The organism is Candidatus Omnitrophota bacterium, assembly GCA_023819145.1.
Classification (GTDB): Bacteria; Omnitrophota; Gorgyraeia; order DTHP01; family DTHP01; genus JBFWKV01.
Genome location: JAMWCW010000001.1, coordinates 18,319 through 34,516, shown reverse-complemented (window position 1 = coordinate 34,516; position 16,198 = coordinate 18,319). Strand labels below are relative to the sequence as shown.

Sequence of the window (16,198 nt, the reverse complement as noted above, 5' to 3'; positions counted from 1 at the left end):
CCTCCTTTCTTTCCTCGGTTTAATGGTTAAAAGTTAAATTTATGTAAACACTCTCATGCACACAATAAAGGTGAAACTTAATATTAATATATATAATCCATTTCTTTTTGTTGCTACCCGTTAATTTTCTCTTATACCTTCTCTCAAGCATTAATCCGCTTCGCTGCTTATTCCCTAATAAAATATAACATGCTTTTCACCTTTTGTCAATCCCCCATCCCAAATTTTAGAAATATAAATGCTGACGTTCCCAGACAAAGCGGTTTGCCTCTTCAATTGCCTTTTTAATTAAATTATCCGCGTTGCAACCAGAGTAATAATTCATGCGGAAATAATTTGTAGCTTTAGTTGTCCAATCAATAACTAAATTCTGAGCAAAAACACCTGCACTGATATACTGTTGTTGTGTTGGTGCTCTAATTATCTCATTGTGCCAGATTCCTGCTCCTTTTTCAGTCATATTGGGCAAAGTTCCAAAAACAGATGTGAAAGCAAACATTGTCATATCGGTTAAAACAAATGCTTTTTGTCTATCTCTTACGGTAGCCAAAATAGACGCAAAAACTTTTTCGCTCCAGAAACGGGCTGTGGAATCCTTGGAAGTAGTTCCTTGATAATGGCTAACTCGCTGGCGGACATTCTCAGAATCACTTACACGGGGATTTATTTCGGGTGATTGATAAGCTGACCAATTAACTGCTACGGGTACACGAGAAGTAGTCGTTGCGCTGGTTACACTCGTTGCACTAGTTGGTTGTTTTACCCAAACCTCTATTTCATTAGAATTATAAGTTGCACCTGCTTTCGTACCTACCAACTGAATCACATATTGTCCGGCATTAGTCCAGGAATAACGATAACGATTGTCTCCGCTATTTACGACAATTCTTTCTATTTCTCTCCCTGTATTTTTCTCTCTTATTATTATATACCCACTATCTAATTCATTATAATTCCCCCAAAGATTAAAGATACTCTCCTCTCCAACGTTGAGATTTCCTCCTCCACTAATTGTTCCTTTAAAAACAAAAGGAGCCAATACCACAGGACTTAACTTGCCTTCCGCAGCTGGTGTTTCAGTAGTTTGCTCTCGTGCTCCTTCTACACTAAAACTGTGTTCACTCCATTCGCCTTCAATAAATATGCCTTTTTCTCTTATTACTCCTCTTACACGGAAAAGATAATTTCCACTGAGTAGTCCCTCATATTTTATCCAAGTGCTTAAAGCTGATGTTTCTCCACTACGCACAACATTTCCTTTTGCGTCCAAAATTTCCCACTGATAATTAGAAACTTCTCTGTTTTGTGAATCTTTTATCCTTGACCAGGTCAGGCTTAAGCCGTTGCTGATTTCAAAAGCTAAAGTGATAGAAGGCGTCTGAGTAATGGTTACCGTTGGTACGGTAGGAAGAGTTTGCGGTGCAAACGGCTCAGGCTCAGGCTCAGGCTCAGGAGGAATTAGTGGTTGGGGAACTTCCGGTGGTCTGGGGGTCTCAGGTGGTTGGGGAACTTCCGGTGGTTTAGGAGGCTCAATAGGCTTTACTTCTACAGGTGCTTGTTGAGTAGGTGGTGCCTGTTGAGTAATTAAACCTGCCCTTCTTGCCAATTCTTGAACTCCTAAATTAACTGCTTCTTCTCGATATTTAGCAAACAGGACAGTTTTTCCTAATGCTTCTCTTTGGTCACGATAAGCAAAAAGTACTCTGGCCTCTGCTTTTTCCTTGGTATCTCCCTTCTGGATTAATCCACGCACTACCTTCTCATAAGTTCTTAAAATTGCCTCTTTACCTAAATTTTCTATTTCTTCACGATGTGCATTCAACACAATTTCTCTTCCCAAAGCAAGCGCAATCTCTTTATAATTCTCTAAAAGTCGCATATCTAAGCTATCGTTTAACTTAAGGGCTCTTTTTTCAATAGTCTCTACAATAGGTCTTACCGCCTTTAAAACCCGAAGTTCATAACTAACTTCAGGTATGACTGCGCTTGCCATCTCTAAAATCCAGAACCGAAGAGGAGAATACTTATCCCAGCCAGGGGAGGTTAAGTCCAGACCATATTTTTCTAAAACAATCTTAGAAACATTCTTCCCTGTATCACCTACAAGCATTGACCAGCCTCGTTCGGAATCCACATTGGCTACTCTTCCGGCACGGATTTCTTCCTCTAGTTTTCCTTTTGCTTTCAAGTAGGTGCGCTGCGTATATTCCCAGAGCATTGCCAAATGTTCTTGGTTATTGAAATCAAGTTTTTCCACCCCAAAGAACTTTGCTACCTCAGCTTGCAATAAATAAGCAATACCTAATTCTTCTTTAATCTGAAGAAGAAACGCATAGTCAAAACCATAACCATCAGTAACCCAGTGTGTTAGCCCATCTCTCCAGTAGGGATTAGAAGCGATTAATCTCTTAATGGTTGGGGCAAGTTCATTTATCCTGGCGTAGGCACTATCTGTTTGCCCTAAAAGAAGTTTGGACCATTGTGGATAGGCAAAATAGACAAAGGCATTTTCCGGAGTCAACTTTTCTAAACGTAGAGATTTTCCTAAAGGCATTCCTCCTTCTTGAGCATAATAGGATAGCTCTCCCATATCTTCGGGACTAAAGATATCCAAGTATCGCCCTTGCTGGGCAAGCGTAAGCATGATGCGCGCTTCTTTTTCTAAGTGAGATTTCAAAGTGCCCAAGGAACTAAACTGCGTCCAGTCGCGTGGCGGGTCTTTAAGCGTATTTACATGGAACCATAAGATTCCTGCCATTCTTGGGTCAGTAACATCAATAAAGGCCATCCTTGCTTTTTCTACATAGGGTTTAAGTTCAACCGCCACTTTTAAGTCTGCTAAAACCTCATCCAAAACAAGTCTTAAGAATTCTTGAGGATTGTTATATGGATTAGAAACCTTCTGAGCGATTCTATTCCCTTTTTGGTCAAAACGTGGGCCTACCAGCCATCCTCTTTGTGCAGGCATTTGACTCCATTGTTTGTTCACCTGTTCTCTATTCATAAACATCTTAAACAGTGCCTGCTCAATAAAGTAAGCTACTACCCCTCCATGCACGGGATTGTATTTATCAAAATAGGTTTTTCCAGTTACTGGGTCACGTCCAAAATAATCAGGCATTAAAGCTTCAATTTCCTGACGCATGGGCAAAACAACTTCTTTAAAGAAGTTTTCCCATTTTTCTTCAATAGTAGTTCCTTTCCCGAAAGTATTTACCAAAACCGCCCATTGATGGAAACGCATTGCCTCTAAAGAACTCATGCGGTTTTCTCCTAAACGAGAAGAGAGATAATAACTAAGGAAGAGTTCTAAGGCTTGCGCTTCTTCTCCTGTGGGCAAAACATAAGCTTGTGAGGTAAAAAGTGTGGTTTCTAAGTATCTTTCATAAAGCGCCTTAAATTTCTGCCAATCACTATCCGACCAATCAGGTTTATAACCCAATTGCCAGATAATTTTCTCTAAATCTCGTGAATCTTTAATTCTAAAATCACTCCAGAGTCCATTAGCCACAGCAATTAAACTACTTACATCTTTCCCTTTTAAAACTTGGTCAATTACAAAATTTTCCACAAAAACACGCGCAGAATAACCCGTAATCCTCTCATGGACATCTCTAAAGCGTTCCAGAGCCCCACTATTTGTAGGATTACTTAACACCTTATCCCATAAACTTTTTAATTCTGTGCGCTGTGCCTCAGGTATCCTTGAGTAATTAGGAAGCGTCTGAAGATAAGCATCTAAGGAATAATTGTAACGGGAAACAAAATCAGGAAAAGTGGGTGAAAATTGTGCATGGGCTAATTCCTGTTCAGCCACGGGATTAATGAACGACAAGTAATACGACCAGAGCCCCATCTTACGATAATCAGCAATGATTTCTGCCACATAATCCGCGGTATGAAGCCCTGCGGATACCAAAAATTCTCTAATTCCTTCAAGCCATTTGTTTACTTCTCCAATTGCCTGTTCTTCAGTTAAACCTTTATCCTTTATCAGTCTCCAAGCACGATTTACCAGAGCGCTGACAAAGCCTGCCTGGTTTACATCCTTGGTATTTACAGGATTTATCAAGAAAGACTTTAAAACTCCTTCTTTATCATCAACTATTGCCTTATATAACCTATCGATTCTCTGCTTTTCTTGAGCATCGGTTAAGTAAGCAACAATGTATTCTAAGTCCACATCAAAAGTAATGTTAAATGCAGGACTTGGCAATCTCTGGCTAATAAAAGAAAGCACCCCTGACATAAAGGGACTGGAGAGTAAACTCAAGGGGTCAGTACTTGCAAAAACCTCCTGAGGTAAAACCGTTCTCAGCATACGGTAAGCAGTGGCTATCTTTTTAATCTCGGTTTCTATTTGACCAATGGTCTTCTCTCCATAGATAACCGGAGTGGCAAAACCAGAAATAACCCAAACTGCATCTATTCTCCTTAATAAATCAAGTGTGCCGAATTCTTTTTCTACAATTCCCCTTACGGCGCTTAAAATCTCCAGTTCCTTTCTCAACCCCACTCTTCCTATACTTGTATTCTGGAACTTCCCGTCCTCAGAGGGTCGTACTATTGTAGAAATCTGGGCAATCTGAGCAAGTAAGCGCAAGGAATCAAATCCCTTTACTGAGTCTTCTGGATTATAATCTTCTTCCAACAATTTTCTTAAATGTTCCATTAACGCAGGATTGCCATCTAAATTAAATAATTTTACTAAAACAGATTCTATGTTTGCCGAATCTCCGCTGGCAAGGCTCTCTTTTAAGGCATATGCCTGGTTAAGCGCTTTGGTAATAAAGCCAAAAGTATCATTTTTAATTATCCTCCTTACATCTTCTTCTGAAAATCCGAGCAGTGCCTTAGCATAATTTTCCTTAATCCACAACAGCCAGTCTCCAAACGCTGGTGCGAATATCTCCATAATTCCTGAAGGTAATCCTTGGATTGGTGGTAATTGACCGGTAGTTAAAAATACATCAATAGCCGAAGCAACTCCCATATTCACAAACCTCTCCGCCTCGCTAAGAGAAACTGTTTTCATTAAATATGCCAAAAGATAATCTAATGCACCTAAACCCGCCCATTGTTCCATCTGGCTCACATAGAAACCGCTAATTCCCGAAACATCTATCGCTCCGGTAAGCGGAACTCCCTCTCTTGTGGGAAGCCCGGTAACAAGATTAAAATGTGCCTGATAAAGCGCTTCTAATCCTGCATCACGCACCAGTTCCTTTTCTAAAAGAAGAGTAGTCGCCAGTAAAGATAAGGGAAGGTAATTGCCTTCTTTGTCAGTCAATTCCGCATAATAGCTTAACAGTGCTCGATAGGCATAATTGTCCTCAGTAATCGGGCTATCCCCAAAACGGTAGGCTTCTCTTATATCCCCTTCACCATACAATGCCTGAACCACAGGGCTAATCTCTCTACGCCTCAAAACAGTAAGCGTTTGAGGAGTAGAAAGTTTGAATATGGTGGCATCAACTGAACTTCCCAGAACAAACATCTTCTTCTGCTCTTCAACAGTATCTAATTTCATAAACTTATGCATGCATTCCATTACATAAGGCATTCTATATCCTATCCATTCCCAATATTTCTCCTGATGTTGTGGATTAGAAGAATTGAAGGTTTCACCGAGAACATATTGTTCCAAGAACCTAATGGCAGAATCTTTAAATCCTTCTAATTCTTTTCTTAGTTGGGCAATAATTTTTGCTTCTTTCGCAATATTCGCCCAGACCTTAAGAAAATCTATATCCGCAGAAGCTACTTGAGAAAATTCAGGCAGGGTTAAAACATTAAGCCACTGCTTTGCTTGGGAAATTTGTTCTCCAGTAGCAAGGGTTAAATCTATGCCCAATATCCGCTCTAACTCGGGCAAAACTACTCCTGCCCAAGGGCCAAGGGCAGTTCTTAAATCGGCTAATTTCGGACTCCGCAAAAGGGCTTGGTAGTGGACTGATAATTCTTTTATATCTTGAGGAATACTCTCTATCCCCGCATATTTAAGATTAACTATACTTGAAACCACGGCTAAATCTTTTGCAGTTGAAAGAGAAAGACGCAGTTCTCCTGCCAATTGAACAACATCTGCTACATACTGTTCAAAACCTTCTCTGCTTATTAAACTCAAAGGCATATTGGGTAAAATAAAGGTAAGAAAGATTTTCTGCGCTTTTTCCTCAACCATACCTTTACTTCTCAATGTAGCAGTAAATGAGCCTAATAACTCCTCTATATTCACTTTTGAATCTAAAGATAGCCGTACCAAAGAAGTAAGTAAAAGATGGTCAAGAGATGATTCTTCTACATTTATTATAGTTTGATAGATAGCCTCTAATTCCGCTTTAATAATAAAAGCCTTATCAAGTATTTCTCTTACCCTTTCATTTTCCAAATCCAGATTGGTATTGTCACCAAAATAGGCATCTTTATAGCGATAGCGGGTTGTCCTCCTTTCATAAAAAGCGTTTTTTTCAATATTTATCTTTTCAATCTTATTTAATTCCCCAATGACCTTGTAAGTCAAATATTCCTCTATATTATCTACAGTCAAGATATCTATAAGAAAATCGGTCCATTTTTCTGTGGGCAAATCCTGTCCCAAAAACTTTCCTAATAGAGGATCAAAAGCAATCTGAACATTTTCTTTATTTCTCAGATAGCGAGAAAGCTGTAAGGTTTTATCCACAAAAGCCCTTAAATCTCGGGCAAGCATAAAATTCTGAACCGCTGCAATTGCCGTTTCTAAATTCTCTGGAGAAACTATAGTCCCTCCGATAATTTCTGCAATGCGCGCTTCAGGAAGATTTTGTAGAGAAAGTGCAACCGCTAAGGAAAGCAAATATAAATCATTGCGGTTATTCTGAAGGTCTAATTCCCTTCCCAAAACAGATTCTACCAAAGGTTTATACCTGAGCATCTCGGTCAACATTCCCACTATTTGCTCTTCGCTTGCCCCTTTGGTGAACAATTGAGTTACAAAATAGCCTATCTGCCCGGCCTGCGTAGCATCATAAGGATTGATAACTACCGGCTGCCTTAAGTATTTTTCCCTAAAAAAGATAAGGGAAATCTTATTATTAAGCAAAACATCTACATAACTTTTCCCAGCAGGAGGATTATCGGGGTCAGGATATTGCAGAGCAGTGGCTATCGCCTCCTTTACTTTTGTCTCCTGTTCTGAAGTAAGAGCTTTTTGGGGATGGACCCATGCTTGGTAATAATCAGCAAGAATTTCTCTACCAAAATAAGAGGCGATAATATCTATTGCCTCTGTCCTAAAAGTAACATTACCCTCTACTGCCTGGGCTAAGAGTTTAAATGCTTCTTTCTGCTGGTCATATTGCCAGTTTTTCTTGTAAGCGGTAAATAATAGTGCTTGGGCTCTAACTTCCTCTAAAGAATCAATCTTACCATCAATTAAACCCTGCAATATCTCAATCGCTTTTGCATAATATCCTTCTGCCTTCTCTGTAAAATGTTGAAAAGCAAAAATTGCCCGTTCATCAGGTAATTGGGCAGCGCGAGCAATTTCTTCTACCTTATCCAGATAGGCTTGAGCAAGGTCAAGGCCTTGTTTGCCAACTATCTCCGGTTCGGAGAAAACATTACTCAAAGTCAATTTGGTCTGTTCTATTCTCAACTGCATTAGAAGCGGAAACAGAAGATAGTTAGGGCTACCTTCATCGGATTTTAATTTATAGATATTCCTCTCTTTATCATATGCCCATTGCATTAAACCATTGTTTTTTTGAGGGTCACCCAAAAGCACTTCGGCAATGAGGTTGTAATCAGCAATACTCCTTGCTTGCCTCAGAATTTCCTGAATCTCGGCATTATCCAATCTGCCATCGGCGATTTTAGACCGAATAAAGGAAATAACTGCCCCTCTTTCTAAACTTGAACCCCAAGGACCAATTTCCTGCCATTTCTGAAGCAAAACAGTAGTATCTAATCCTTTACTGGTAAGATATTCCCGAAGAACAGCATAATCCTTTTCCGTAACTATCGCCTTGACTGCTTCCTCTATCCCTAAAGCACCGTTTATTAGCTCTTGATATACTGCACTAAACTGCGGGCTTAAATCTTCTCTAAATCCTAATTCAAACAAAGATTTTAGGTAGAATTTATCTCTTAAATTTAGGCTCCAGGCAGATTCCCGGTCTAATCTTCCGTAATTAAGCGTATCCCAGATACCCATTAAAGCAAGCCCCTGACCTAAACTGAAATAGGTGGGAGAAAACCAGTTTCTTTCGGGATTTAGCGAATCCACAAACCCATATCTACCCTGTGCCTGGGGAAAAGCAAGTGTCAAATAGCGCAGAGATTGGTAAGAAAGATAAGGCATAAACGGCAAACCGCCAAAGGTAGCATTGGGAGAAATAGTACCATCATAATAACTCTTCCCTCCATCTTTATCCCGGGGAGGCATCCCTATAACCATTGAATAATAACTCGCTAAAGCAGCGGAAGCATTCATCGCCCAAGAATGATAGTTAAAAGAGCGAAATTTATCTCCTTCCTTAACCGCAGTGGCATGGGTATTTAAAAAGGCGCTTACGGCGTTACGAAAATGATTCAAGTCAGTTGTGCCGAATTCACTACCAATGTCGCTTAAAAACATCATCGGCAGAAAAACCAAAGGATATTGAAACTGAAACAGCGAGTTCTCAAAGGGATAAGTAAATGCTTCTTCCGAAACACCGCTTCCCTGTTTACGGGTGATGCCTTTATAGAACCAAAAAGCCATATCTCTGGCAAAATTTGGATTATCTGTCTGACCAATGGCAATAAGATAGCAGAGAATATATTCGTTATAAAAATCTACTATTCCTCCGGTAAAACCCCTTTCGGGTGTAACCCCAAAGTTCAAAATACCACCCCGGGCCATTAGTCCTGTCGTTCTAGCCTGTACCTGCAATGCTTCCAGTTGAACCGCACCTAAAAAAGCGTTAATTGCTTTTACTACTTCAGGTTCTGCACCTTGCCAATTTCGGTAAGCAATGAGTGCGGAAACTGCTAAATAAGTATCAATAAGTGAAAACTCTGAATTTCCTGCACGCTCTGCTGTTCCTCCCCGTGTATAATGGGAAAGCAAACCATGCATCTTCTGGGTCACGGAGATAAATTTTACGAAATTACCAATAATCTTATTAGCCTCATCTTTTGATATCTTCCCCACTTCTGCAGCAATGATTGCCGCCATCACTAAAAATCCTCCGGCAGCCGTAGAATTATCTACTCCACTCAAGGCATCAGCCATCGCTCCGCTGGAGAAATCCCGCGCTTCCAGAAAATAATTTAACAACCTATCAAGCTCATCGGTGAAGAAACTTCTAATGCTCAAAACAGGCGCGGTTTGCTGAGGAAGACCGATTAATTGGGAAAGTAACTGGTTTATCGCTGGATAAAGCAAAAGCATTCTCTTAGTTTCATCCGCGGTAAAAGGATGACCTTGCGCCTCTACATTATAGGAAGTTCTACCTGCAGTAGTAATTCCGTAGGAAGCTACTTCCGGGAAACCCACTGCTACCGAATCATAAGGTAAATTTCGGTATTTTTCTAAAATAAATTTCACTACCTGCTCTTTGGAAGCTCCGGAATAAGGAAGATATTCCACAAAATATCTCCAGAAAGGCTGTTCGATATGATGGTGCACATCTATTTCGCCTATCCAGAGAGTTCCTTCGAGTAATTCTTTAAAGACAAAACCTCCCCAAATTATATCCACAATCATATCTGGGGAGGTGCCTATTGCCATTTCTTTCCAGAACCAATCCCAAGTATCAGGATTAGATGTCATAAGTTTTATATCAAATCCTATTGCCGAAGCTAATCTTCTTATGAGTTCGATTTTATCTCCAAGTTTTGGAAAGCTCTTAGCCAAACTACGGCTGTTTAATTTTTCGCTAACAAATTCCTGACCCAATAAATCTCTTAATTTACTCCAGTAGCGGTATGCCATAACATCCATATAAGATTTAAAATCAAGTTTTCTTCCCAAAGCATTCTCCATTAATTGCACCAAGACCCTATCCTCGCTTATCCCAAAATCACCCTTTTCAAATTCACTTACGAGGGATTGAATGGTCGCCAATATCTCTGCGGGACTGAGTTTATTCTTCCCGGTCCTCTCTAAGGCAGTAAGTGTAAGATAGCCCAAGATGCCTTCATCCTTAATATTCCAACCCTCCATAAACAAATCACGCCAAATGAGCTGAGGAGCATAAGGTAGAACCGCCATCCAGTTAGCCACCATTTTCCGTGTAGTTTCATGGTCTAAAAGTTGACCGATGTATTTGATAAACTCTATATCCAGAGGTAACTCCCATTTCTTAAGTCCCAAAAGCCCATAATTAAGTAAAAAGTTTATTTTCTCGGCTGATAACACCTCTTCTTTTTTTTCTCTAAGTAAAAAAGCGTCCAATCCACTCAAGGTTATTTTTCCTTGAGAACTTCCACCGGTAACTAAAAATAAGCTAACTCGTTCTATCTTACTCCAGTCAAATGCTGTAGTTATTAGATCTATTTTAAAATCATCTCTGTCTCTACTTATTGTATATTCCTTACCCGAATCTGTAACCTCATCTAAGGTAGTAGTCGCTTTATTACCCTGGGCATCAACCAGTTCTAATTTAACTGCGGGCATAACACTACCTTCTTCTAAATCTATCTTTATCTTGAAGGCAATATTTGTTAACTCCAGGGAAGGCACAATAAATCCAATCTCCGCATCAGCTGGACTACGCCGGCTACCTGATAAACTGAATCCTCCTTCATAACCAGTTGGGATTGCTGAAAAAGGAGTAAAATTGTTTATTGAGGGCAAATTTCCGTTTAACGCCTGTAATAAGGTCAAGGTTGTTTCGCCTCCGCGCAACTGGGAAAGCAGATTGCATATTTCCTCTAAACTATAAAGTGCTTTTACCTTCTCATCTCCCAAAACCCTTTTTATACCCCCCAAAGCATAGCCTTTTTCTGCTATCAGCAAAGCAAAATCATTGAGCGCTTTTTGGTCTTTTATATCTTCTAATTTTAAGTCCCTGTTTAAAAATCCTCCTACCGCTTTATATAAACCACTCCAGGCAGAAAGTTTAACTACCGCTTCGCGCTGGCTTAAATCAAGCACAGCTTTTCCTAAAAACTGAGCTAAAGGGGTTTCTAGTTGTCGTGTAAGAGAGTCTTCTAATATGGCTTTTACTTCCTCTAAGGCGAAAAGGTCTAAACCATCATCTCCTCCTATTACTAAATAGCTGAAATTATTAACTACAGTATTCAAATCATTCAACGATCTATTGGTATCTTCAAGATATTTTTCAATCAAAGGTTTAAGTTCTGCTCTAATCCTCTCCTCAGGTATATTCACCACAGAAGAGGGAAAAGATGACTGTTGATCAACACAAAGAGGTGGTGGTAATAAGAGAGTTTGATTATCTTGATTATTATTTACTGATAAATGTTGTGGTGGAGGTGATAAAAGAGTTGTAAGTCCAAAATTTGTCTGAGAAAATAAGAATAATTCCACGAGTAGTAAGCTAATTATTTTCTTTGCCAAATTTTTCATCCGTTTTTCCTCCCTTTCCTCCCTTAAATACGCTAGGGAATTGTCTAGTGCAATTTTTATATAAAATAAATATTTCATTTTCTACCTTTTAGCCATAAGGTAATAATTATGTATGTTTTTAATTTTTTATTTTCCATATAAGATGTAGCATATTTTTTGCCAATCGTCAAGGGAGGGAAGATTTTTTTTCGCTTTTGTTTTTCTATTCAATATAAAGGCGGTCAATCGCCAGAAAATGGTTCTGGGGGGCGTAAAGACCGGGATAGGTTCCGATTACCCCCAAAGTAAGCACTAATGTTCCCGCAGGATAATAGTGAATGGGAATCTTAAAAGTATTCCAGTTTGCTAAATTGAGGCGTTCGCGGGGGATGATGAATTCACTAATTATTCTTCCTGTTTCATCTTCTTTCAGTTCTATCCTTACATACTTAATTCCTGGATAAGCGGAAACATAAGCATCAAAACTTAAGGCACTGCCCCGTAATAATAGCGACTTTATGTCTTCTTTAAAAGTAAGCCATATGCCAGTCTGGAAATAGCCAGCATATTTGTAAGTTTTCTCTCCCCCAATCTGATATTGGGTATAAAAATAAGGTAAAGTGGATGATAAAGGAATATTTGTGTTTATACCAATTTTTGCCTTTAAATCATCAAATTCATTAATCGTCCACTGGCCATAACCTTTAATTAAACCAAATCTATCATTTGAAAAATCAAAATCAGAAATTACCGAAGCCGAAATACTTTTTTCTTCAGGAATGTAAACAAACCTGTCCCAATAAGTAAAAAATTCACCAAGCAATAGAGCAAAAACATTTCCATTTGCATCTTGACAAGTTACTGTGCCTTCCCCTTTATCCGGCGAGAAAATTTCTAAAACCTTGACAAAATCTTTTCTACCTTCCCTATTTATACCGACAATTGCAGGACCAAGAGAATCTATTTTTGTCTTTAACTGCTCCAAAGTCATATCTGGACCTTTAAGCAAAACGCCAAAGGAAGAATACGCTTTTTCAATATTACTGGAAATATCCCAGAGACGCTTATAAATATCCTCACCCCAGTCAGCAAAAGGAGAGAGTTTCCCCCGCTCAAGTTGATTGGGAATCTCGCCTCCAAAAAGGCGATAGATCTGGGCAATCTCTCCCTGCCAGGGGCTTGTAGGAAATAGCCCTTTCTTAATTCGAAGAGAATCAAATAATTCCTTTGCCTTATCCTCAACAAGAGAAAATATCTCAGGTGGAATGTATTCCTGCGTCTTTAACCAGAATCTAATCCGATTATAAAAATCATTTTTTGCCTGAGGCGTAATCTCTTCAGAGAGGAGATGAAAACGATCTGATGAATAATTAAAACCGGCAATTGCGGAAACTACTGCTCGCTCTATCTCATCTTTATATTTATAAAACACACCATAATCAACTTTTCCCTCTAATATCTTCTGTTGACGGACTTGAAGAAATACGCTTTTTATCTTCTCATAAGATAGCCCTAATTTTATATCAGGTTCAACAATAGAAACATTAAAATTACGAATATATTCTTTATCCGCATAAGGAATCATTTGTGATAATTCTTGGGCAAGCAAAAAGAGTGCACTTGTTCTTGAATCTAAACCAGAAAGTGCCTCATCGGGAAGGGCAAGGTTACCGTTAACGTAGTATGGAGATTTTAAAAGGAGGAATATTGCTGACCTTAAATCTATTATTTCTAAGTTATAAGCAGAAAGATAGGACCTTATGTCCTCAATGCCAAAATTCGTTAAAGCACTATCAATTATTCGGCTTAAATTATCGTCCAACGCAATGTAAAAAGGAGTAAGGTTATAAATTAAAATATATTTGCAGTAAGGAGCATCAATCCCCAAGGAACCATCTGTATCGGTTAAGACATCAGGTAAGGCGGCATTTGTTATCGCCGGTATTTCACTCTTAGCCTGCATAAAAGTCGTAGTCTCCCCTGCGGGAGGAAGATTATAATCATTACTCTTTCCCAGATAAAAAGCCTCACCCTCTCCGACTAACAGACCAAAAATTAAGACCACAATCCCCAATTTATCCCGGGTAATCATAAGCGGTTACCTCATATCTTATATGTACTTCTTCTCCACGGTATAAACTCCTCCCCATGGTCAAAAAAGCGACTATATTATCTACATACTCGTTATCGGTAGATATCTCATAGAGTTTTACACTAAGAGGAATGTTGGAGGAAGGCACTCTTAAATCAAAAGATGGACGATTAGTATAATCAGAGGTAGGAAAAGCACGGTAGTGGCTGGGATTTCTATCTCTCTGTTGCAAAGAAAACCCCACAATTTCTGTATCGGGCTTAGAAAAGTCGTATCTATCTACCCTTCCTGCTTCGAAGGGTCTATTAATTAGTTGCTCAACCCTACTCCCATCCGCAAAATGCACCACTAAATAATCGGAATCATGGGCTTCATCATAAGGATTCCAAGGAGTATGACGTACTTCTCCAATCATTGCGTCATTTTTTTCATCGCCCAAGAAAAACATACTGCTAAACCCCGCAAAACCTGTATCTGGCTCCTGGGAAATTAGCATATCGCGTCGCATAAAAAACCGAGCATCTACCTCCATACGGGTTATTTCCTGAGGATAGAGATACATATCTAAAACCCCGGTAAAACCCTCAGCATCCACGAGGGCAACGAGATTGATAACGCTCTCCGAAACCTTTTTCACATACAATTCCCTGACAATAGGAAAACTCTCATCGTAAGGATCCCCTCCCTGCCGGGAGTGGGTAATGTTTTGCCCAGCTACTCGGAAAGATGCTCCCATTTCCCTACCTTCTGTCAAAGGCACAAAACGCATGTAACCATCCCCACCAATGGTAAAAAACTGGGGAAAACTTCCTGATACCAGAATGTGTCCAATATCTAAAGCAGTAATATACCTCCCTTCTGGAGGAACATAGGTAATTGGCGGTGTAGCACGAGAATAATTATAGCGATTAAAATCATAAGGAACTTCACTATAACGAAGACTTTTCGGGTCATACAAGAATACCTTAAGCGGAAGTTTATTTTGACTTCCCCGCGGTCTTGCTTGAAACCACCACAAACCATCATCATAAAATTTGTCTCCTCCGATAGCCAGATATTCCTGATAAACTAAACCCTCTGCCTCAGGACGACCATAAAGAGGAGGGTCAAGCACACTCACGGGCTTTATCTCTGGAGGGTGATATGCTGTATTAGAAAGTTCTTTTGCTCTCTCTAACATTTCTTCTACAATATAGGAAGTTATACTTGTTCCTTGAAAAACCTCTTCATTGGCTAACGGCTGATAGGAAGAGGCAGTTCTTAAACTAAGAATGTTACCTGTCCAGAGTTGAGTAAACTCTTGTTCGCTCATCGTTACCTCTTCACCCAAGCAATCAAATTTGACAAATTTGGTTAGCCAGAGAAACCCGCCTCTCTCAAATCCATTTAAGAGGACAAACTCTCCAGTCTTTAACTCGGCAACAAGGGGAATTTTACCTGTTTTGTTAAAGAAATCTTCCAAGGCGGAAAAATTAGGAAGTCTAAATGCATAAATCGGATGACCGTTTAGCTGTGCAGAACGGTATAAGTCATATAAAGAAGAATTATACCCTCCTCTTCCCTCTTTCCCTGCCAGCAGGGAAGAGACTACCCCCGCAATTCTTAAATCAGAAAAAGAAGGAGTATGAGAACCTAAACTTCTAAGCATCTGGTTCAAGGAGTAAATTCCGCTATCGTTAGCAATGTGCTCTTGAGAAGATAAAATCCAATTTTTTATGGATGCGATATCTAAAGGTTTGAAACTATAGGCTACCCCCGGACCAACAATCTGCGAAAGCACTCTTTGTTGTTCATCAGGAGAAAGAAGGCTCAATTCTGCGTAAATATTTTCTACTGCAGAAGCAACCTGCCAGGATTCAGGATAAGTAAATCCTGCTAAATATATTCTTCCCTCCTGCGCAGTAACTCCCCATTCTTCAAATACCAGAACTATCTCTTCTATATCCTGCCAATCGCTTCTAAAGGAAAAATCTCTGCCTACGCGGGTTTTATCAATAGTAATCTTCTGCCAGTTTTCACTAATTCCCTCAATGATATATGAACCTACTTTGCCACGGCTATTTTTAAATTCTATCTTCAACCTCCGGGTAAACCCTAATGTCGGGTCACCGCGAATATAGAAAACAATAGGGTTATAAAAATCTTGCGAAAAATCCTGTGTATTAATTTTTAAGGCATAACCGTTAAATACTCCTGCGGAGTAAGAAGAAACATCATAATCAATACGCAAAATAGGAAGCGCACCAAAATAGGGGTCATAGTCGTATACTGCGGAAATACTCTGATTGGGATTATCGGGAAAACTCTTCCAACTGTATTGTGTTATAATACCAATGGAAGCAGCTAAAGTATCACTAAATACAGGGGGAAAGATTTCTGTTTTTGCCCGTTGAAACAAAGAAGTAACTGCAGGACTTACAACTTGGTAATAATCACCACTTGTAGCAGAAATATTATAAAGATTATCATCACCAACGCCGATAAAGGCACTTAATTCCTTTAGAGACAAAAGTAAGAAGACTAAACATAGCCAGAAACTACTTTTTTTTATAGAAAAATAATCCATT

At 39.4% G+C, this 16,198-nt stretch carries 3 protein-coding genes; all 3 read right to left on the bottom strand.

Going from position 1 to position 16,198, the window contains the following annotated elements:
• Positions 1–226 precede the first annotated feature (226 nt).
• The 3 genes from NC818_00110 to NC818_00100 all read right to left on the bottom strand — a co-directional run bounded on the left by NC818_00110 (position 227) and on the right by NC818_00100 (position 16,197).
• A complete protein-coding gene (locus NC818_00110; GenBank protein ID MCM8783172.1) occupies positions 227–11,560 on the bottom strand; it encodes a hypothetical protein in 11,334 nt (3,777 codons plus the stop codon).
• A gap of 202 nt (positions 11,561–11,762) precedes the next feature.
• Positions 11,763–13,631 carry a hypothetical protein gene (locus NC818_00105; GenBank protein MCM8783171.1) on the bottom strand — a complete coding sequence of 623 codons (1,869 nt, stop codon included), beginning with the start codon at positions 13,629–13,631 and terminating at the stop codon, positions 11,763–11,765.
• A complete protein-coding gene (locus NC818_00100) occupies positions 13,615–16,197 on the bottom strand; it encodes a glucan biosynthesis protein (GenBank protein MCM8783170.1) in 2,583 nt (860 codons plus the stop codon). The genes NC818_00105 and NC818_00100 overlap by 17 nt, the downstream gene beginning before the upstream one ends.
• Position 16,198: the final 1 nt, after the last annotated feature.

Excerpts from the sequence above, each read along its gene's own strand:
- NC818_00110 (MCM8783172.1), bottom strand. The coding sequence starts at position 11,560 with ATGAAAAATTTGGCAAAGAAAATAATTAGCTTACTACTCGTGGAATTA.
- NC818_00105 (MCM8783171.1), bottom strand. The coding sequence starts at position 13,631 with ATGATTACCCGGGATAAATTGGGGATTGTGGTCTTAATTTTTGGTCTG.
- NC818_00100 (MCM8783170.1), bottom strand. The coding sequence starts at position 16,197 with ATGGATTATTTTTCTATAAAAAAAAGTAGTTTCTGGCTATGTTTAGTC.